Origin of the sequence: Kaistia hirudinis (assembly GCF_014196455.1) — a bacterium.
Lineage (GTDB): Bacteria > Pseudomonadota > Alphaproteobacteria > Rhizobiales > Kaistiaceae > Kaistia > Kaistia hirudinis.
Genome location: NZ_JACIDS010000004.1, coordinates 118,261 through 137,787 on the forward strand (window position 1 = coordinate 118,261; position 19,527 = coordinate 137,787).

The following is a 19,527-nucleotide window of genomic DNA, read 5'->3' on the forward strand; positions in this document are numbered from 1 at the left end:
CGTGATCGACGACGCAACTCTATTGCGGTGCTTCGCGCCGCTCGAGGGATCGGACGGGATCGCGCTGGCGGTCTCCGGCGGAGCCGACTCCATGGCCCTGATGCTCCTCGCCCGGCGCTGGGCGGCGCTGACGAACGGGGCGGCGCGTATCGTGGTGCTTACCGTCGACCACGGGCTCCGGCCCGAAGCGGCGGCTGAGGCGTCCGAGGTTGCCCGCATCGCCGGCACGATCGGCTTTCCCGCCCACATCCTGCGCTGGGACGGGCCGCATCCCGACACCGGCATCGAGGCCGCCGCGCGGGATGCGCGCTATCGCCTTCTGTTCGGCGCGATGGCGGAGCAGCGGCTCACGCATTGTGCGACCGCGCATCATCGCGACGACCAGGCCGAGACCGTGCTGATGCGCCTCGCGCGTGGCTCGGGCGTCTATGGGCTCGCTGGCATGGCGCGGCAATCGGCACGCGGTGACGCCGTGCTGGTCCGGCCGCTGCTCGACTTGGCGCGCGGCGATCTTCGCGCCATCGTCACTGCCGCGGGGCTTGTGCCCGTCGACGATCCGCATAATCGGGATCCTCGTTTCGCGCGGGCGCGGATGCGGGCATTCATGCCGGTGCTCGCCCGGGAGGGCATGACGGCCGAGCGCCTCGCTGCGACGGCATCCCGCCTCCGCCGGGCCGCGGCGGCGATCGACCACTATGTGGATCGCCTGATTGCGGCGGCCGCTTCCGTCGATCAATTCGGCGCGATCCGCCTGTCGCGCCCGCTCTGGCTCGCCGAGCCCGAGGAGATCCGCCTCCGCGCGCTGGCGCGTATCCTCCGTGCCGCCGGCGGCGCGGAGCATGTGCCCCGGATCGAACGCGTTACCGCGCTCGCCGCGGTGCTTGCGGGGAATGATCCGGTTCGGCGGACCCTGGCCGGCGCCGTGGCATCCCGGCGGGCGGATCGGATCGTTTTCGAGCGCGAGGCGGGCCGGGCCGGATTGCCCAGCGTCGCGCTCGTCGGCGGCTTTCGCGGTGTTTGGGACAGGCGCTTCGAGGTCGAGATCGAAAATGCTCCACCCGGAATGGTGCTGACGGCGCTCGGCGAGGCCGGACGGCTTGCCCTGCCGCAGCCCGTGCGGGCCGGCCTGCCGCGCACCGTGGCGACGACGCCGGCGCTGTTCCGGGACGGCCATCTCGTGGCGGCGCCGCTCGCCGGATTCACCGGCGGGGAGCACGCGATGCGGGCCTCGCAGGGGGTCGCGCGGCGTCTTGGCGAGGCCGTCACGGCGGAAGAAGCATGATCTTCCTCAACCATCGCCGCAATTTGTACGTTATGCTGAGGTCTGGTCGTCTTGGCTTAGCAGCCCCGCCCACCTATCTTACGCTCGACGAGCGGTTCCAAACGACAGAACTGCCGCGCTCGAAGGGATTCTGATGAACGCGAATTTTCGCAACTTCGCAGTCTGGGTCATTATCGGCCTGCTGCTGATTGCCCTCTTCAATCTCTTCCAGAATCCCGGGCCGCGCGCCGCAGGGTCGGATATTGCGTATTCGCAGTTCCTGACCGATGTCGACAGCGGCCGCGTGAAGAGCGTGGTGATCGCCGGGCAGCAGATCAGCGGCAGCTATAGCGACAACACCGCGTTCCAGACCTTCGCGCCGCAGCAGGACAATGACCTGGTCAAGCGCCTCGAGGCCAAGAATATCGGCATCACGGCGAAGCCGCCGACCGAAGGCGGCACCTCGCTGATCGGCGTGCTGATCTCCTGGTTCCCGATGTTCCTGATCCTGGCCGTGTGGATCTTCTTCATGCGCCAGATGCAGGGCGGCGCCGGCGGCAAGGCCATGGGCTTCGGCAAGTCGAAGGCCAAGCTGCTGACCGAGGCGCATGGCCGCGTCACCTTCGACGACGTCGCGGGTGTCGACGAGGCCAAGGAAGACCTGCAGGAGATCGTCGAATTCCTGCGCGATCCGCAGAAGTATCAGCGGCTCGGCGGCCGGATTCCGCGCGGCGTGCTGCTCGTCGGCCCGCCCGGCACCGGCAAGACGCTCACCGCGCGTGCCGTCGCCGGTGAGGCCAATGTTCCCTTCTTCACGATCTCGGGCTCCGACTTCGTCGAAATGTTCGTGGGCGTCGGCGCCAGCCGCGTGCGCGACATGTTCGAGCAGGCGAAGAAGAACGCGCCCTGCATCATCTTCATCGACGAAATCGACGCGGTCGGCCGTCATCGCGGCGCCGGTCTTGGCGGCGGCAATGACGAGCGCGAGCAGACGCTGAACCAGCTCCTCGTCGAGATGGACGGCTTCGAGCAGAACGAAGGCGTCATCATCATCGCGGCGACGAACCGTCCCGACGTGCTCGACCCTGCGCTGCTGCGTCCCGGCCGTTTCGATCGCCAGATCACCGTGCCGAATCCCGACGTCAATGGCCGCGAGAAGATCATCCGCGTCCATGCGCGCAAGGTGCCGATGTCGCCCGACGTCGACATTAAGACGCTGGCCCGCGGCACGCCCGGCTTCTCCGGCGCGGATCTGATGAACCTCGTCAACGAGGCGGCCCTGCTCGCGGCGCGGCGCAACAAGCGCATCGTGACCATGGCCGAGTTCGAGGACGCCAAGGACAAGGTCATGATGGGCGCCGAGCGCAAGTCGCTCGCCATGACGCCGGAAGAGAAGCGCAACACCGCCTATCACGAGGCCGGCCATGCGCTGATCGCGCTGCTGCTCGCCGGGACGATCGACCCGATCCACAAGGCGACCATCATCCCGCGCGGCCGCGCGCTCGGCATGGTGATGACGCTGCCGGAGTCGGATCGCTACAACTGGACCTATGAGAAGGCGATCTCGCGCCTGGTCATGCTGTTCGGCGGCCGGGAGGCGGAGATCATCACCTTCGGGCCGGAAAAGGTCACGACGGGCGCCGCCGGCGACATCCAGATGGCGACGAGCCTCGCGCGCTCCATGGTCATGGAGTGGGGCATGTCCGAGAAGCTCGGCCGTGTGCGCTACCGTCCGAACGAGCAGGAGGTCTTCCTCGGCCATTCGGTCACGCAGTCGAGCAACATGTCGGACGAGACCGCCAAGCTGATCGACGAGGAAGTGCGCAAGCTGATCGAGCATGGCGAGAGCGAAGCGCGCCGGCTGATCGCCGAGAACCGCGACACCTTCATCGCGATCGCCGAGGCGCTGCTCGAATATGAGACGCTGACCGGCGACGAGATCCGTGGCCTGCTCGAGGGCAAGCCGCCGATCCGCGACTCGGGCGATTCGACGCCGCCCTCGCGCCCGTCGGTCGTGCCGACGACGCGCGGTCCGCGGCCGAAGGGCGGGGAGTCCGATACCGGACTGGAGCCGCAGCCGCAGGCCTGACGGTCTTCCCGGCGACGAATTCAAAAAGGGCGGGATCCTCGGATCCCGCCCTTTTCGTTTGGCCGGCGGTTGGCGAACCGGCCAGCGTCAGGCGGCGGCGCGGTCGTTCGGGCGCAGCAGCGCGGCGCTGGTCGTGATCTCCGCGCCATAGATCGTCCGCAGATAGTCGAGCGCCTCGTCATGGTCGACGCCCTCGAAGGCGCAGACGGCGTCGGCCGGGATTTCGATGCCATAGCCGCGGATGAAGGCGCCATAGCTCGAATGGCGGACGCAGCAATGGGTGTGCTGGCCGGCAATCACGACGCTGGTGACGCCATAGCGCTTCAGGATCTCGTCGAGGCCGGTCTCGTCGAAGGCGCCATAGAAGCGCTTCGGCGAGACGATCTCGCGCTCGGCGCCGGTCGGGCGCAGCGCGTCGATCACGTCGGCGCCGGGCGTGCCGGCCATGGCATGCGGTCCCCAGATGGCGATCTCGCCATCATCGGCGCGGTGGGCGTCGTTCGAATAGACGACGAGCCAATCCGGGTCCTTGCGCGCATGCGCGATCAGATCCGCGATCACGGGAATGATCTTCGCGGCATGCTCCTCGTTGGCGAGGACGCCGTTGTAGAAGTCATTCAGCATGTCGACGACGATGAGGGCTTTCATGGCAGGCTCCTTGGCGGGCTTCCAGGCGATCGTCCTGGAACGTTCGGATTCGGGCTGTCGCAAGGCGACGCCGCTGCGCTCGCATCCGCGCGCCGCCGCGAGAAGACAATTTCCGTGACGGGCTGAAATATTCGGCAGCCGAACGAAACGCGAGGCCGCGCGCACCAATAGTTCTTATGAATCTGAACCTTACGGTAAAAGATCGCGGGGCGACGGCGTCGACCCGTTCGGACGGCCTTGTCTGCGACATCGCCCCCGGCTTAACACTCGCTCATCATTCTTGAACGCATTCGCGCTCATGCTCGGTCTAAGAAGGCGCGGACGAGGCGAACGGAACTCCAGCATGGCACGCAAGTTCTTCGGCACGGACGGCATTCGCGGCAAGGCCAACAGCTTCCCGATCACGCCGCAGCTGGCGCTTCAGGTCGGCATCGCCGCCGGCATCGCCTTCCGCAATGGTGGCCATCGCCACCGCGTGGTGATCGGCAAGGATACGCGCCTCTCCGGCTATATGATCGAGCCGGCGCTGACGGCCGGCTTTACCGCCGCCGGTGTCGACGTCTTCCTGCTTGGCCCGCTGCCGACTCCGGCCGTTGCCATGCTCACGCGCTCGCTGCGCGCCGATCTCGGTGTCATGATCTCCGCTTCGCACAACCCGTTCGAGGACAACGGCATCAAGCTGTTCGGCCCGGACGGCTACAAGCTCTCGGACGAGAACGAGGCCGAGATCGAGCGGCTGATCGAGGAGGATCTTTCCGGCCGCCTCGCCAAGCCGTCCGACCTCGGCCGCGCCAAGCGCATCGACGGCGCGCGCGAGCGCTATGTCGAATTTGCCAAGCGCACGCTGCCGAGGGCGCTCGATCTCTCTGGGCTCCGCATCGTGGTCGATTCGGCCAATGGCGCCGCCTACAAGGTCGCCCCGGAGGCGCTGTGGGAGCTCGGTGCCGAGGTCGTGTCGATCGGCGACGAGCCGGACGGCTTCAACATCAACCGCGATGTCGGTTCGACCGCGACCGAGGCGCTGCGCCGCAAGGTGCATGAGGTGCGCGCCGATATCGGCATCGCCCTCGATGGCGACGCCGATCGCGTCATCCTGATCGATGAGCGCGGCGAGATCGTCGATGGCGATCAGCTGATGGCGGTCGTCGCGGCCTCCTGGGCCGAGGAAGGCAAGCTCTCCCAGCCCGGCATCGTCGCGACGATCATGTCCAATCTCGGCCTCGAGCGCTATCTCGGCTCGCTCGGCCTGTCGCTCGCGCGGACCAAGGTCGGCGATCGCTATGTGGTCGAGCATATGCGCCAGCACGGCTTCAATGTCGGCGGCGAACAGTCCGGGCATCTGATCCTGTCGGATTTCTCGACGACGGGCGACGGCCTCGTTTCCGCGCTGCAGATCCTCGCGGTGGTCCGCAAGACCGGCCGGCCGGTCAGCGAGGTCTGCCGGCGCTTCGAGCCGGTGCCGCAAATCCTCAAGAACATCCGCTTCTCCGGCGGCAAGCCGCTCGATGCGAAAGGCGTCAAATCGGCGATCGCCGAGGGCGAGGCGCGCCTCGGCGCGTCCGGGCGCCTCGTCATCCGCCCGTCGGGCACCGAGCCGCTCATCCGCGTCATGGCCGAGGGCGATGATCACGCACTGGTCGAGCAGGTGGTCGACGACATCATCGGCGCGCTGAAGGCCGTCGCCGCCTGAGTTCAGACGCAGGGGACGCCTGGCGTCAATCGAATCTCATAGCGCCGTCGCGCTGCGTCACGGCCGGCGACAGGCTGCCACTACGGTACGGCGCAGGTCTGGATCACGCCTCTTCCAGAAGCCAGCCTTCGCATGCAGGGATGCAAGAGAAGCCTGCTGCGATGGCCGCGTGATATCGATGAAAGCCGTCTGTGACCACGTATCGAAATCCGAGTGATCGGCCGCTCACCAAAGATATCGGCGGAAGCGCGCTTCCGGACGCAATCGCGTGGAGGACCGGAAGCATCTTGTCCCTGCGAAATCCACGATAGTCCAACTCAACGCCCGGCCGGCGGTGTGGCGGCTCGATCGCAGCCAGATCAGCGTGGAAGGTTGCTGCGGAAGTGGTGGGATAGGTCGTGCTCGATCGGGCGAAATGCGGCATGCCAGCCTCTTGCCACCATGCGCTGGGAACTTGAAACAGCGTCCCGTCCGGTCTCGCAAATGACAATACGTCCAATGCCATAGTCCAGTTCCTGCATCGAATCGTGGTCTCGATGGGACATCACCGCATGCCGAATTGCCACAGACGGCGTTAGCTTTGATGAAGAAACGTAGTTAAGCCACGTGGTTAATCCGTTCTTAAGCGTTCGCCGTGAAAGATGATCCCGAACAACGAAGCTTGATCGGACTTCGGCCCGATCCAATCCTGTCGACCGGGAGACAGCCATGGCTATTGCAAGAATCTCAACGCTCGCGGCGGCTCTCGGCGCGAGCCTCCTGATGCCGGTCTGCGCCTTCGCGGCAGACCTCGCCGAGCAGCCCTATGTCGAGCCACTGCCGGTGGCCACTGGCGGGTGGTATCTGCGCGGCGATATCGGCTACAAGTTCTACAACAGCCCGAACATTGCGTTCGTGACGCCGACCTATACCGACCCCTGGAACAATACGAGCCTCGACAATACGTGGATGCTCGGCGCCGGCGTCGGCTACAAGTTCAACGACTATTTCCGCGCCGATGCGACGGTCGACTACGAGTTCAATGCCGGCGCCTATGGCGAGGGCTATTGCGGCGGCTGCGGCGGGCTTGGCTATTCGATCGAGACGGCCGACATCTCCGCCTGGACGATGCTGCTCAACGGCTATATCGACCTCGGCACCTATGCCGGTCTCACGCCCTATGTCGGCGCGGGCATCGGCACGTCCTATCTCGAGACGTCGAATATCTCCTACATCAACCCCAATGGCGTCACCGGCACTTGGAACGGGGCAGGGCAGTGGAATTTCGCCTGGGCCCTCATGGCGGGCGCGTCCTACGCGATCACGCCCAATACGGCACTGGACCTCTCCTACCGCTATCTCAACCTGGGTGACGCCGTGTCCGGCTACATCCCGGCGGGCGGCGGTGGCACGATCCAGTACAACAATATCGACGCCAACGAGATTCGCCTCGGCCTGCGCTACTCCTTCTACTGAGCGCATCCAAAGCTCCATCCGCTCTTTCGAGAAGGGCGCGCCGCGGCAAGGTGGCGCGCCCTTTTTGTCGTCCGAGATTTGGCCCTTCGATCTCGTTGACTTCCCCCCGGCGCGGGCGTAGACGCATCGGCGGGACACGCCTCCCCAACGAGGCGCTGCTATCTGTGAGGGTAGATCATGGCAGATCTCGCTACGCCCGGCCGCCGGCCGGTGAACGCCAATTATTCTTCCGGCCCCTGCGCCAAGCGTCCGGGATGGACGCTCGAAGCGCTCAAGGATGCGGCCCTCGGCCGCTCGCACCGGGCCAAGATCGGCAAGACCAAACTCCTGGAAGCGATTGAGCTGACGCGCGAGATTCTCGGCGTGCCGGCGGATTATCGCATCGGCATCGTGCCGGCCTCCGATACCGGTGCGGTCGAGATGGCGCTGTGGTCGCTGCTCGGCGCGCGCGGCGTCGACCTGCTCGCCTGGGAGAGCTTCGGCGAGGGCTGGGTGACCGATGTCGTCAAGCAGCTGAAGCTTGCGGATGTGCGCACCTTCACCGCCGATTACGGAGACCTGCCGGATCTGACCCGCGTCGATTTCGACCGCGACGTCGTCTTCACCTGGAACGGCACCACCTCGGGCGTGCGCGTGCCGGACGGCAACTGGATCGATGCGGACCGCAAGGGCCTCACCATCTGCGACGCGACCTCCGCCGCCTTCGCGCAGGATCTCGACTGGGCCAAGCTCGATGTCGTCACCTTCTCCTGGCAGAAGGTGCTCGGCGGCGAGGCGGCGCATGGCATGCTGATCCTCAGCCCACGTGCGGTCGGGCGGCTCGAGACCTACAAGCCGGCCTGGCCGCTGCCGAAGATCTTCCGCATGACCAAGGGCGGCAAGCTCATCGACGGCATCTTCGTCGGCGAGACGATCAACACGCCGTCCATGCTGGCGGTCGAGGATTATCTCGACGCGCTGCACTGGGCGAAGGCGCTCGGCGGCTTCAAGGCGCTCGAAGCGCGCGCCGACGCCAATCTCGCCGTACTCGCCAAATGGGTCGCTAAGACGCCGTGGATCGATTTCCTGGCGAAGAGCGAAGCGACGCGCTCCAACACCTCGGTCTGCCTCGTCGTCGTCGATCCGGCCGTGAAGGCGCTCGACGCGGACGGCCAGGCGGCCTTCGCCAAGGGCCTCGCCACCGCGCTCGACAAGGCCGGCGTCGCCTATGACATCGGCGCCTATCGCGATGCGCCTCCCGGCCTCCGCATCTGGGCCGGCGCGACCATCGAGGCGTCGGATCTCGAGATCCTGACCGAATGGCTCGACTGGGCCTTCGCGTCGCAGAAGGCCGGCCTCAAGAAGGCTGCGTGATTGCTCCGGCCGGGCATGCCGTCCGGCCGCTTCCCCTCATGAGCCCCGACGTTCCGTTTTGCGTCATCCCGTCGAAAGCCGGGATCCATTCAGCCGTGAAAGGCTTCAGCTCGATGGATTCCGGCTTGCGCCGGAATGACGGCGGTGATGGCGGCAGGCGCTGCGCAAGGAAACCACGTCCATGGCACCCCGCGTTCTCATTTCCGACAAGCTCTCCAAGACCGCCGTCCAGATCTTCAAGGATCACGGCGTCGAGGTCGACTATCAGCCCGATCTCGGCAAGGACAAGGAGAAGCTGCTCGAGATCATCGGCAATTATGATGGTCTCGCGATCCGCTCCAATACCAAGGTGACCGAGAAGGTCATCGCGGCGGCGAAGAACCTTCGCGTCATCGGCCGCGCCGGCATCGGCGTCGACAATGTCGACATTCCGGCCGCGACGGCGAAGGGCATCATCGTGATGAATACGCCCTTCGGCAATTCGATCACGACGGCCGAGCATGCGATCGCGATGATGTTCGCGCTCGCCCGCCAGATCCCCGAGGCGAACGCCTCGACGCAGGCCGGCAAGTGGGAGAAGAACCGCTTCATGGGCGTCGAGCTGACGGCGAAGACGCTCGGCGTCATCGGCTGCGGCAATATCGGCTCGATCGTCGCGGATCGTGGCGTCGGCCTCAAGATGCGCGTCATCGCCTTCGACCCGTTCCTCTCGGAGGAGCGGGCGCTGGCGCTCGGCGTCGAGAAGGTCGAGCTCGACGAGCTCTTCCGCCGCGCCGATTTCATCACGCTGCATACGCCGCTGATCGAGAAGACGCGCGGCATCATCGATGCCGCGGCGATCGCCAAGATGAAGGACGGCGTGCGCATCATCAATTGCGCCCGCGGGGGGCTGGTCGTCGAGGCGGATCTCGCCGAGGCGCTGAAGTCCGGCAAGGTCGGCGGCGCGGCCTTCGACGTGTTCGTCGAGGAGCCGGCGACCGAGAACGTCCTGTTCGGCCTGCCGAACTTCATCGCGACGCCACATCTGGGCGCCTCCACGACGGAAGCGCAGGAGAATGTCGCGCTGCAGGTCGCCGAGCAGATGTCGGACTATCTGACCAAGGGCGCCGTTTCCAACGCGCTGAACATGCCCTCGATCACCGCCGAGGAAGCTCCGCGCCTGACGCCGTTCGTGAAGCTCGCCGACCTGCTCGGCTCCTTCGCCGGCCAGCTGACGGAGACGGGTATCAAGGCGATCAAGCTCGAATATGAGGGCGACGTCGCGTCGATGAACGTCAAGGCGCTGACCGCCGCTGCGCTCGCCGCGGTGCTCCGTCCGCAGCTCCAGAGTGTGAACATGGTCTCCGCCCCGATCGTCGCGCGCGAGCGCGGCATTGCGGTCGAGGATGTCCGGCGCGAGCAGCAGGGCGCCTATGAGAACTATATCCGCCTGACGGTGGTGACCGACAAGCAGGAGCGCTCGGTCGCCGGCACGGTGTTCGCGGACGGCAAGCCGCGCATCATCCAGATCAAGGGCATCAACATGGAGGCCGAGGTCGGCCAGCACATGCTCTACATCACCAACCAGGACAAGCCCGGCTTCATCGGCCGCTTCGCCAGCCTGCTCGGTGCCGAGGGCATCAATATCGCGACCTTCAATCTCGGCCGCAGGGCCGCCGGCGAGGATGCGATCGCGCTGGTCGAGGTCGACGAGGCGATTTCCGACGACGTGATTGGCCGTGTCGCGGCGCTGGAAGGCGTCGTCCAGGCGAAGCGCCTCAGCTTCTGAAGCGCGATCGATCATCGCGAGTGACGACGGGCGGCCTCGGGCCGCCCGTTTCGTTTCGGCTCAACCGAAACGGTTGCGGCCCGGCGTGCCGCGGCCGCAGAACCAGATGATCAGGATGATCGTGCCGACGAGCGGAATGAAGTGGAGCAGCACCCACCAGCCCCTGCGGTCGGTGTCGTGCAGGCGGCGGATCGACACAGCGAGGCTCGGCAACAGCATGGCGAGCGAGAAGAGGCCGTTGAGCGGGCCGTAGTCGGCGCTCCGGAAGATTGCGGCATCGACGATCGAGGCGGCGATGCCACCCAGAACGCCGAACAGCGTGAACCACCAGAATTCTGGCCGGTTGGCGCGACCCGAGAAGGTGACGTATTTGCGGAAGCAGGTCGAAATCGCCTCGCCGAAGCCGGATACCGGCGGGTCATAGATCGTTTCGGCGCCAGCCCCGGCATAAGGCGATGCTCCCGGAACCGGCGGAAAGTTCGGTCCCGCATGAAGCGGCGTGTCGGAGAGCGGGGCCCAGCCCGCCATGCCGTCCGTCCAGACGAGCGTCGCCTCGTCGATGACGCCGGCGCTCTGCAGCGCGGCCATCTGGTCCGCGGTGAGCGGCCCCTTCCGCTCGCTGCCGACGACGTAGAACCATTGCGATCCGCTCGCCATCCCAACCTCCCCCTGGACCGGTGAGCGAGGACGAGAGCGTCCGTCGCCGGTGTCCTAACATGATAAGTTGTCTCAGGACCTGGCCGCAAGCTGGCCGCCATGGCGTCCGCGGCGGACAGCTTTGCCGGGAGGGGTCGCATCGCGGCGTCGGACTCGTTATAGTCCTGCCGCCTCGCCCCGGCCTCGGCGCCGCGGCGGGCTTTTTGGTGTGCGATCGAAGTGCTGTCGTCCGCAGGCGGGCGGCATCCAGGAAGGACAGGTCTATGGCGAATGTGGTCGTCGTCGGGTCTCAGTGGGGCGACGAAGGCAAGGGCAAGATCGTCGACTGGCTGTCGGAGCGCGCGGACATCGTCGTCCGCTTCCAGGGAGGCCACAATGCCGGCCATACCCTCGTCATCGACGGCGTTTCGTACAAGCTGAGCCTTTTGCCCTCGGGCGTGGTGCGCCCGGGCAAGCTCGGCGTGATCGGCAATGGCGTCGTCGTCGATCCGCACGCCCTCGTCGCAGAGATCGGCCGCCTTGCCGCGCAGGGCGTCACGGTCACGCCGGACAATCTGCGAATCGCCGAGAATGCCGCGCTGATCCTGTCGCTGCATCGCGATCTCGACACCTTCCGCGAGACGTCGAATTCCGGCACGCGGATCGGCACAACCAAGCGCGGCATCGGCCCGGCCTATGAGGACAAGGTCGGCCGGCGCGCCATCCGCGTGATGGATCTCGCCGATCTGCCGACGCTGCAGGACAAGATCGACCGGCTGCTGGCGCATCACAATGCGCTGCGCCGCGGTCTCGGCCAGGCGGAGATCGATCCGAAGGGCCTCTATGAGGAACTCGCCTCGGTCGCCGACAAGGTGCTGCCCTTCATGGACTCGGTCTGGCAGCTGCTGGACGAGGCCCGCCGCAACGGCAAGCGCATTCTCTTCGAGGGCGCGCAGGGCGCGCTGCTCGATATCGACCATGGCACCTATCCCTATGTGACGTCGTCGAATACGGTGGCGGGGCAGGCGGCGACCGGTTCCGGCGTCGGGCCGGGCGCGGTCGGCTATGTGCTCGGCATCACCAAGGCCTATACGACGCGCGTCGGCGAAGGCCCGTTCCCGAGCGAGCAGACCGGCGAGGTGGGCGACTTCCTCGGCACGCGCGGACACGAGTTCGGCACGGTCACGGGGCGCAAGCGCCGCTGCGGCTGGTTCGATGCCGTTCTGGTCCGTCAGACGATCCGCACTTCCGGGATCAACGGAATTGCGCTAACGAAGCTCGATGTCCTCGACGGCCTTGAAGAAATCAAGATTTGCGTCGGATATACGCTCGAGGGTCGGGCGATCGATTATCTGCCGGCCGCACAGGCTGCTCAGGCCGCGGTTGTCCCGGTCTACGAGACGCTCGAAGGCTGGAAGGAATCGACCGCAGGGGCTCGCAGCTGGAATGATCTTCCCGCCCAGGCGGTTAAGTATGTACGTCACGTTGAGGAATTGATCGGTGCCCCGGTTGCGCTACTGTCCACGAGTCCGGAGCGCGATGACACGATCCTTGTGCAGGATCCCTTCCAGAGCTGACGCTCGCATGGTTGGGGATGCCGGATCGCACGGATGGCTTAGCAGAATGGCGCGATGACCGACTACTACGCGGTACTCAAGAAGGCGATCAGCGGGCTCGAGCATGAGTCCGGCGAGGTGAGGCGTTCTGTCTATGACAAGGCCCGCACCGCGCTGATCGGCCAGTTGAAGGCGATACAGCCTCCCCTCACGACTTCGGAGATCTCTCGCCAGCGGCTCGAGCTCGAAGAGGCGATCCGCAAGGTCGAGCGCGAGGCGGCGATCACGGCGGCTGGGCCGGTGCCGGCCCGCGCGCGGGCGGCTGCGGCCGTCGCCGATGCGCTCGCCGTCAATCCGGCGGTGCTCGCCGAGGCGCCGGAGCCCGAATACGAGCCCGAACCGGAATATGAACCGGAGCCCGAGCCCGAGCCGGAGCCTGAACCCGAATATGAGGAGGAGCCGGCTCCGCCGCCTCCACCGCCGCCGCCGCGTCAGGCTGCGCGCGTGCCGGCCCGTCCGGTACAGTCCGCGCCGCCGCCACCGCCTCCGGTCAGCCGTCAGCCGTCACAGACCCGGGTGCTGCCCGATGCGACGGTGCCGATCCATATCGACGCCGTCGACGAGCCGCCGCTCGAGGAGGACTATCAGGAGTCCGATCTCGACCTGCCGGCCGAGCCGGTGGTCAAGCCGTTCTGGCCGCAGGGGCCCGGCGCGCAGGGCGCTCCGGCCAGCCGGTCCACGGATTTCCGCCAGGAGCCGAGGGCGGAGCCGCGCGGCACGCCGCAATGGGCCCCGCGGGTCGAGCCGGCCGATGCGCCGCCGCCGCGTGGGCGCCAGCAGCAGCCGCCGCCGCAGCAGCGCCGCGAGCCGCCGCGCCAGCAGGAGCCGTCCTTCCGTCAGGAGCCTGCCTTCGGACAGGTGCCGCCGCCGATCGACGATCAGGGCTTCGAGCCCGCCGACGATCAGCAGGGCGTGGATCGCTCCGGCGAATGGCAGGATCCCTTCGAGGAGGCGCCGACGCTCGACCAGGGCTTCGCCGACGATGCGCGCGAGCGTGATCGCGGTCGCCGTCCGGCCAAGAAGAAGCGCCGCGAGGAAGAGGCCGAGGCACGCTATTTCGGCGAAAAGCCGCGCCGCTCGCGCTGGCCGGCACTGATCATCCTCATTCTCGTCGGCTTGGTGATCGGCGGCATCGCCGCCTTCGCCTGGTCGCAGCGCTCGGTCGTCGAGGACGTGATCGGCGATCTGATCAGTTCCTCCGACAAGGGCGGCTCGACGGCCGCACCGGCTGCCGCGACCGACAGCGCCGCGGCGAGCAAGAATGCGGACCGCCTCGGCGGCGCCGCGCCGGAGGAAGCGCCGCGTGCCGTGCGCACCGTCGATGCGGCTCCGGCCCCCGACGACGCCATGAGCCCGTCACCGGATGCGTCCGCACCGGCCGCAGCGCCGGCCGATGGGGCCGCGCCGGATGCCGGCGCCGCGCCTGCCGCCGATGCGGCGCCCGCGCCGGCAGACCAGACCTTGCCCGGCCTTGCGCCGCAATCGGCCAATGATGCCCCGGCACCTGCCGCCGCCGACAATGGTGGCGACCAGGCGCTGGTGGCGCAGAAGGCCATTCTCTACGAGCAGCCGGTCGGTGGCGCCTCCGGCGTCACCGCGGTCAACGGCAGCGTGGTGTGGAAGTTCGACGCCAATTCGTCGAACGGCCCGGAGATCCAGGCCCTGGTCGACGTCCCCGACCGCAAGATGAAGGTGACGATCAATATCCGCCGCAACACCGATTCGAGCCTGCCGGCGAGCCATCTGGTCGAACTGATCGTCGACACGCCGCCGGATTTCCCCGGTGGCGGCATCAAGTCGGTTCCGGCCTTCGTTATGAAGCCGACCGAGGAGGCCCGCGGGCAGCCGCTCGACGGCGCACCCGCCAAGGTCGCCGAAGGCTTCTTCTGGATCGCCTTCTCGGGCGATGCCGCGCCGATGGCGCAGAACATCGCGCTGATGCGCGAGCGCAACTGGATCGATATCCCGCTCGTCTACGACAATGACCAGCGCGCGATCCTGACGCTCGAAAAGGGCACGCCCGGCCAGAAGGCCTTCGAGCAGGCGCTAGCTGCCTGGGGCAACTGAGCACGCCGGCATCGGCCTTCCCGCGGGAGCCGGGCCGGCGCTTGCACGCCCGGGCGCTCGGGATGCGCTGCGCCCTTGCGTTCCCCGTCACATTCCGCCATTCTCCGCCCATTCCGAGGGGTGTTCGCTGACGCGAGCTGAGATGGCCTGGGGCCGAACCCTTCTAACCTGATCCGGTTCATGCCGGCGGAGGGACGGGAAATGGCGCCGCATCAGGCTCGCTCATCCGATCGTTTGTCCCATCGTCCTGTCATGGCCTCCGTTCGTCCGCGGAGGAGGTGACAGCCAGCGATGCCACGACGCCTCAGGCAGCTGCCGCCCGCCGCGGCCATGCTCGCCAATGCCCTCCTCGTCGCCGCCGCCATCCTCGTGCTCTGGCAGGCGGCCATCCTCATCTTCGCGCCGCCGCCCTTCATGCTGCCCTCGCCGCTCCGGGTGTGGCGGGCCCTGGTCGCGTGGCCCGAACTCATCACGCGCGACGCCGCGACGACGCTGACCGAGACGCTGATGGGCCTCGCCACCGGCGCCATCGCCGGCGCCGGCCTTGCGCTCGTCATGGCCTTCTCGCCGCTTGTCCGGCGCGTGCTGATGCCGATCCTGGTCGTCAGCCAGGCTTTCCCCGTCTTCGCGATCGCGCCGCTGCTGGTGCTGTGGTTCGGCTTCGGGATCGGTTCGAAGATCGTCATGGCGACGATCGCGATCTTTTTCCCCGTCGCCTCGGCCTTTCATGACGGGCTGACGCGGACGGAGGAGGGGTTGCTCGACCTCGCCCATCTCTATCGCGTCGGGCGGCTCAAGGAGCTGACCTTCTTCCGCATTCCCGCCGCCCTGCCGGCGCTCGCCTCCGGGCTCCGCGTCGCCGCCGTCTATGCGCCGGTCGGTGCGCTCATCGGCGAATGGGTCGGCGCGTCTTCCGGGCTCGGTTACGCCATGCTGATGGCGAATGGCCGGGCACAGACCGACGTGGTCTTCGCCGCCCTCGCGCTACTGGCCGCGATGGCCGTGCTTCTCCGCGCCGCCGTCGATGTCGCGACGCGCCGGATCGCGCCCTGGGCGCCTGAAAATCTCGCATGATGCTGGAAGGAACCCCCATGAAGCCCCTTCGTCTTCTTCTCGTCGCGGCGGCGCTCGCCGTCTCGGCCGCGCAGGCCTCGGCGGCCGACAAGGTCACGGTGCTGCTCGACTGGTTCGTCAATCCGGACCACGCGCCGCTGGTTGTCGCCAAGGAAGGCGGCTTCTTCGAAAAGCACGGGTTGGATGTCGAACTCATCGCCCCGGCGGATCCGAGTGCTCCGCCGCGTCTGGTCGCGGCTGGACAGGCGGATATCGCCGTTACCTACCAGCCGGACATGATGCTGCAGGTGAAGGAAGGGCTGCCGCTGACCCGCATCGGCACGCTGGTCGAGACGCCGCTCAACTGCCTGATCGCGCTCAAGGACGGCCCGATCCAGAAGCTGGAAGACCTCAAGGGCAAGAAGATCGGCTACTCGGTCGCCAGCCTGCAGAACGCCTATATCGATTCGATCCTCGCCTCGGTCGGGCTGACCTCGAAGGACGTCGAGCTGGTCAACGTCAACTTCAACCTCTCGACCGCGCTCATGTCGGGCCAGGTCGATGCGGTGATCGACGGCTATCGCAATTTCGAGCTGACGCAGCTCGCGATCGAGGGCAAGGCAGGACGGGCCTGGTTCCCGGAAGAGCACGGCGTGCCGCCCTATGACGAGCTGATCTATGTGACCCGCAACGAGCTGCGCGATGATCCGCGCATGGCGCGCTTCATCGCGGCGGTCGAGGACGCCACAATCTTCCTCACCAACCATCCGGACGAGGCGCTCGCGATGTTCCTGAAGGCGCATCCCGATCTCGATGACGAGCTGAACCGCAAGGCCTTCGCCGACACGCTGCCGCGCTTCGCCAAGCGCCCGGCGGCACTCGATCCCGGCCGCTATGACCGCTTCGCCGCCTATCTCAAGGAGCGCGGGCTGATCGACACGCTGCCGCCCGTCGAGAGCTACGCCATCGCGCCGCGCTAGGAGCCGTCAGGCTTCGGGAAGGCCGGCGCGCCGCAGGCCTTCCATGTAGCGTTCGAGGCTCGTCGGATCGAGATTGTGGACGGCGCGGCGAACGCCCTCGAGCGTCATGCCGGGGCTGTCCTTGACGAGCTGCGCCACGGCGCGCTCTGCCGTCTCCTGCTCGCCGGCAAGGGCTGCCGAGGTCGCGAGCAGGCGATAGGCCCAGATCATGCCCGGACGCGAATCGAGCGCGAGCTGCGCGAAACGCGTGGCATCGGAATAGTCGCCGAGCATGAAATGGCACGTGGCGATGCCGGCATAGGCGTTGAAGCGGATGGGGTCGTCGGGCGAAAGCGCGATCGATCGCTTGAGGCTGTCGAGACCCTGCCGCGGTTCGCCCGAATAAGCCTGGATGTAGCCGAGCCGGGTCCAGGCCCAGGCGAAGGTCGAGTCGAGCGCCAGCGCCCGCTCGATGAAGACGCGGGCGCGCGACTGGTCGACATTCAGGATGGAGAGCGTGGCGCCGATCATCGTATAGACGAGCGGATCGGCCTCGCTCGTCTCTGCCGCCTTCTCGGCCAGCGCCAGCGCCAGCTTCTTGTCGGCGGCGATATCGGCCGACCAGAGATAGGTCACCTGCTGGCTGAGGCACCAGGCCTTGAGGCCGAGCGCCTGGCCCGAGCGCGGGTCGGAGGCGAGCGCCTCGTCGAGCAGCTTGAGCGCGATCTCATTGTCCTCGCGCCGGTGCGCCCAGAAATGCGGCATGGCCCGCAGCACCAGATCGTGCGTCCGCAACCCTTCGGCTTCCTTGCGGCGCGAGCGCTCGATCTCGGCCATGCGGATGGCGGGATGGACGGCGCCGGCGATCTGGCTGGCGACATCGTCCTGCAGGGTGAAGACATCGCTCATGGCGCCGTCGGTCCGCCCGGACCACAGATGCGCGCCGCTGTCTGTGTCGATCAGCTGCGCCGTGACGCGCAGCTTGTCGCCGGATCTGCGCACGCTGCCCTCGATCACGTAGCGCACGCCGAGCTCGCGCGCGAGCGAGCGCACATCCGTCGGCCGGCCCTTGTACTGGAAGGCCGAATTGCGGGCGATGACGCGCAGCGTGCGCACGCGCGACAGCGTCGCCGTCGTTTCCTCGACGACGCCATCGGCGATCTCGCTCGCGGAACTGTCGGCCGTCAGATCGTCGAAGGGCAGGACGACGACGAGCGGGCGCTGATCCTCCTGCTTGCCGGCGGCAAGGCCCGGCAGCGCCAGAACGCCCGGCGTCAGCATCTGGTTCTGCGAGGGCTGCACGTCCGGCAGCGTCCGGCCGGGCGGCACCCAGAACCACGCCTCGACCGGATAGGGCACGCTTCTGAGCATCAGGAACCCGACCGGCTTGAAGGCCGAGGCGGGATCGCCGAGGAGCTGCCAGCGCACCGAATGGGTGATCGCGATGCCGCCGGGAGGGGCAGCCGCCTGCAGCCGCACGGCGAAACCGATCGCGGCGCCGAAGCGGTCATCGTCGGAGAGGATGACGTCGGCGAGGACGATCGCGGCGCGGACATCGATCTTCAGCCGGTCCGGCTCGGCATTGCGCTCGGCCATCGCGATCTGGAAGCCCATGGTCCATTCGACCGCGTCGAGCACGCTCGGAAATTCGATCAGCCCGCCATCGCCCATCAGCTTGATGATGTGGCCGCCATAGCGGGTGAGGGTGGGGCGGACCAGATTGCGGAAGATGAGGCGCATTTCCCGCAGCGTGCCGAGTTCGTCGCGCTGGACGAGTTCGGAATAACCGACCATATCCAGTGCGGCGATCACCGTCAGTCGACGACGTGGACGCGCCATCCCGTTCCCACCCTAGGCCGAGGCTGTAACGGTGCCTTAACGATCAAGGCGCGGCAAAGCAAGAAAACTTGTCGTGTTCCGGCAAGTCAGGGGCGAGGACAGCCCCGACGGCTCATGCGGCGGTCACGCGTCGGCGAGGTCGTCCTCGTCGTGGGTGCGCTCCATCTCCTTGGCGCCCCGCCGCACGGCCTTCTGCACCTTCTCGAACGCGCGGACCTCGATCTGGCGAACGCGCTCGCGGCTGACGCCGAATTCGCCGGAGAGTTCCTCCAGGGTGATCGGCTCCTCGGCGAGGCGGCGCGCCTCGAAGATGCGGCGTTCGCGCTCGTTGAGCACGGTCATCGCGTCGCGCAGCAGCTTGCGGCGGTTGTCCGCCTCTTCCTGGTTGGCGAGCACCGTCTCCTGGTCGTCGCTGTCGTCGACCAGCCAGTCCTGCCATTCGCCGCCCTCGATGTCGGCGCGCAGCGGCGCGTTCAGCGAGGTGTCGCCGCCGAGCCGGCGGTTCATCGAGATGACGTCCTCGTTGGTGACGCCGAGCTTGGTCGCGATCTGCTCGACCTGATCGGGGCGGAGATCACCCTCTTCCAGCGCCTGGATCTGGCTCTTCATCTTGCGCAGATTGAAGAACAGCCGCTTCTGGTTTGCGGTGGTGCCCATCTTCACGAGGCTCCACGAGCGCAGGATATATTCCTGGATCGAGGCCTTGATCCACCACATGGCATAGGTCGCGAGGCGGAACCCCTTTTCGGGCTCGAAACGCTTCACGGCCTGCATGAGGCCGACATTGCCCTCGGAGATCACCTCGCCGATGGGCAGGCCATAGCCGCGATAGCCCATCGCGATCTTGGCGACGAGACGCAGATGGCTCGTCACCAGCCGATGCGCGGCGGTGCGATCGTCATGTTCCTTATACGCCTTGGCGAGCATATATTCCTCGTCAGGCGACAGCATCGGGAAGCGCCTGATCTCTTCGAGATAGCGCGATAGTCCCGCTTCGCCCGACGCGATGACGGGAAGACTTGCCTTGGCAGCCATAAGCCCCCTCCTTCATGCCGGCATCGCCCGAAGGCCGACGCCGAACGCGGCCGCAACG

At 67.0% G+C, this 19,527-nt stretch carries 14 protein-coding genes and 1 riboswitch; of the genes, 10 read left to right on the forward strand and 4 right to left on the reverse strand.

Features of this window, described 5'->3' with window-relative positions:
- The first annotated feature begins 1 nt into the window (after position 1).
- A complete protein-coding gene (tilS, locus tag GGR25_RS15355; protein WP_343068081.1) occupies positions 2-1,282 on the forward strand; it encodes a tRNA lysidine(34) synthetase TilS in 1,281 nt (426 codons plus the stop codon).
- A gap of 133 nt (positions 1,283-1,415) precedes the next feature.
- On the forward strand, positions 1,416-3,350 hold the full coding sequence (gene ftsH, locus GGR25_RS15360) for an ATP-dependent zinc metalloprotease FtsH (protein ID WP_183399722.1): 1,935 nt from the start codon (positions 1,416-1,418) through the stop codon (positions 3,348-3,350).
- Between the two features lie 87 nt (positions 3,351-3,437).
- On the opposite strand, the gene GGR25_RS15365 is transcribed toward ftsH, so the two are convergent.
- Complete coding sequence (locus GGR25_RS15365; protein WP_183399723.1) at positions 3,438-3,998, reverse strand: cysteine hydrolase family protein; 561 nt, start codon at positions 3,996-3,998, stop codon at positions 3,438-3,440.
- 343 nt (positions 3,999-4,341) lie between these two features.
- On the opposite strand from GGR25_RS15365, the gene glmM reads away from it, so the two are divergent.
- From glmM to serA, 4 genes are all read left to right on the forward strand, one after another.
- Positions 4,342-5,688, forward strand: a complete 1,347-nt coding sequence (gene glmM / locus GGR25_RS15370; protein WP_183399724.1) for a phosphoglucosamine mutase — start codon at positions 4,342-4,344, stop codon at positions 5,686-5,688.
- Positions 5,689-6,396: 708 nt separating this feature from the next.
- Positions 6,397-7,143, forward strand: a complete 747-nt coding sequence (locus GGR25_RS15375; RefSeq protein WP_183399725.1) for an outer membrane protein — start codon at positions 6,397-6,399, stop codon at positions 7,141-7,143.
- A gap of 177 nt (positions 7,144-7,320) precedes the next feature.
- Positions 7,321-8,496, forward strand: a complete 1,176-nt coding sequence (locus tag GGR25_RS15380; RefSeq protein ID WP_183399726.1) for a phosphoserine transaminase — start codon at positions 7,321-7,323, stop codon at positions 8,494-8,496.
- Positions 8,497-8,677: 181 nt separating this feature from the next.
- Positions 8,678-10,264, forward strand: coding sequence for a phosphoglycerate dehydrogenase (serA, locus tag GGR25_RS15385; protein ID WP_183399727.1), 1,587 nt, complete (start codon positions 8,678-8,680; stop codon positions 10,262-10,264).
- A 60-nt stretch (positions 10,265-10,324) separates the two neighbouring features.
- On the opposite strand, the gene GGR25_RS25040 is transcribed toward serA, so the two are convergent.
- Positions 10,325-10,921: a DUF805 domain-containing protein gene (locus GGR25_RS25040; RefSeq protein WP_183399728.1), complete on the reverse strand. Its 597-nt coding sequence runs from the start codon at positions 10,919-10,921 to the stop codon at positions 10,325-10,327.
- 263 nt (positions 10,922-11,184) lie between these two features.
- Here GGR25_RS25040 and GGR25_RS15395 point away from each other — a divergent pair, with 263 nt between their 5' ends.
- The 4 genes from GGR25_RS15395 to GGR25_RS15410 all read left to right on the forward strand — a co-directional run bounded on the left by GGR25_RS15395 (position 11,185) and on the right by GGR25_RS15410 (position 16,616).
- Positions 11,185-12,477 (forward strand): adenylosuccinate synthase, encoded by a 1,293-nt coding sequence (locus GGR25_RS15395; RefSeq protein WP_183399729.1) that lies wholly within the window; start codon positions 11,185-11,187, stop codon positions 12,475-12,477.
- Between the two features lie 54 nt (positions 12,478-12,531).
- Positions 12,532-14,583 carry a hypothetical protein gene (locus GGR25_RS15400; RefSeq protein WP_183399730.1) on the forward strand — a complete coding sequence of 684 codons (2,052 nt, stop codon included), beginning with the start codon at positions 12,532-12,534 and terminating at the stop codon, positions 14,581-14,583.
- 106 nt (positions 14,584-14,689) lie between these two features.
- Positions 14,690-14,795: riboswitch (TPP riboswitch) on the forward strand.
- 79 nt (positions 14,796-14,874) lie between these two features.
- Positions 14,875-15,657: an ABC transporter permease gene (locus tag GGR25_RS15405; RefSeq protein WP_246409833.1), complete on the forward strand. Its 783-nt coding sequence runs from the start codon at positions 14,875-14,877 to the stop codon at positions 15,655-15,657.
- Positions 15,658-15,674: 17 nt separating this feature from the next.
- Entirely contained in the window at positions 15,675-16,616 is a 942-nt protein-coding gene (locus GGR25_RS15410) for an ABC transporter substrate-binding protein (protein WP_183399731.1), read from the forward strand.
- A 6-nt stretch (positions 16,617-16,622) separates the two neighbouring features.
- Here GGR25_RS15410 and GGR25_RS15415 read toward each other — a convergent pair whose 3' ends face one another.
- Together GGR25_RS15415 and rpoH are read right to left on the reverse strand one after the other, a co-directional pair.
- Complete coding sequence (locus GGR25_RS15415) at positions 16,623-18,434, reverse strand: tetratricopeptide repeat protein (protein WP_183399732.1); 1,812 nt, start codon at positions 18,432-18,434, stop codon at positions 16,623-16,625.
- Positions 18,435-18,557: 123 nt separating this feature from the next.
- On the reverse strand, positions 18,558-19,469 hold the full coding sequence (gene rpoH, locus GGR25_RS15420) for an RNA polymerase sigma factor RpoH (protein WP_183399733.1): 912 nt from the start codon (positions 19,467-19,469) through the stop codon (positions 18,558-18,560).
- Positions 19,470-19,527: the final 58 nt, after the last annotated feature.

What these genes read in the sequence shown, in the direction of transcription:
- ftsH (WP_183399722.1), top strand. Translation starts at nt 1,416, where the DNA reads ATGAACGCGAATTTTCGCAACTTCGCAGTCTGGGTCATTATCGGCCTG.
- GGR25_RS15365 (WP_183399723.1), bottom strand. Translation starts at nt 3,998, where the DNA reads ATGAAAGCCCTCATCGTCGTCGACATGCTGAATGACTTCTACAACGGC.
- glmM (WP_183399724.1), top strand. Translation starts at nt 4,342, where the DNA reads ATGGCACGCAAGTTCTTCGGCACGGACGGCATTCGCGGCAAGGCCAAC.
- GGR25_RS15375 (WP_183399725.1), top strand. Translation starts at nt 6,397, where the DNA reads ATGGCTATTGCAAGAATCTCAACGCTCGCGGCGGCTCTCGGCGCGAGC.
- GGR25_RS15380 (WP_183399726.1), top strand. Translation starts at nt 7,321, where the DNA reads ATGGCAGATCTCGCTACGCCCGGCCGCCGGCCGGTGAACGCCAATTAT.
- serA (WP_183399727.1), top strand. Translation starts at nt 8,678, where the DNA reads ATGGCACCCCGCGTTCTCATTTCCGACAAGCTCTCCAAGACCGCCGTC.
- GGR25_RS25040 (WP_183399728.1), bottom strand. Translation starts at nt 10,921, where the DNA reads ATGGCGAGCGGATCGCAATGGTTCTACGTCGTCGGCAGCGAGCGGAAG.
- GGR25_RS15395 (WP_183399729.1), top strand. Translation starts at nt 11,185, where the DNA reads ATGGCGAATGTGGTCGTCGTCGGGTCTCAGTGGGGCGACGAAGGCAAG.
- GGR25_RS15400 (WP_183399730.1), top strand. Translation starts at nt 12,532, where the DNA reads ATGACCGACTACTACGCGGTACTCAAGAAGGCGATCAGCGGGCTCGAG.
- GGR25_RS15405 (WP_246409833.1), top strand. Translation starts at nt 14,875, where the DNA reads ATGCCACGACGCCTCAGGCAGCTGCCGCCCGCCGCGGCCATGCTCGCC.
- GGR25_RS15410 (WP_183399731.1), top strand. Translation starts at nt 15,675, where the DNA reads ATGAAGCCCCTTCGTCTTCTTCTCGTCGCGGCGGCGCTCGCCGTCTCG.
- GGR25_RS15415 (WP_183399732.1), bottom strand. Translation starts at nt 18,434, where the DNA reads ATGGCGCGTCCACGTCGTCGACTGACGGTGATCGCCGCACTGGATATG.
- rpoH (WP_183399733.1), bottom strand. Translation starts at nt 19,469, where the DNA reads ATGGCTGCCAAGGCAAGTCTTCCCGTCATCGCGTCGGGCGAAGCGGGA.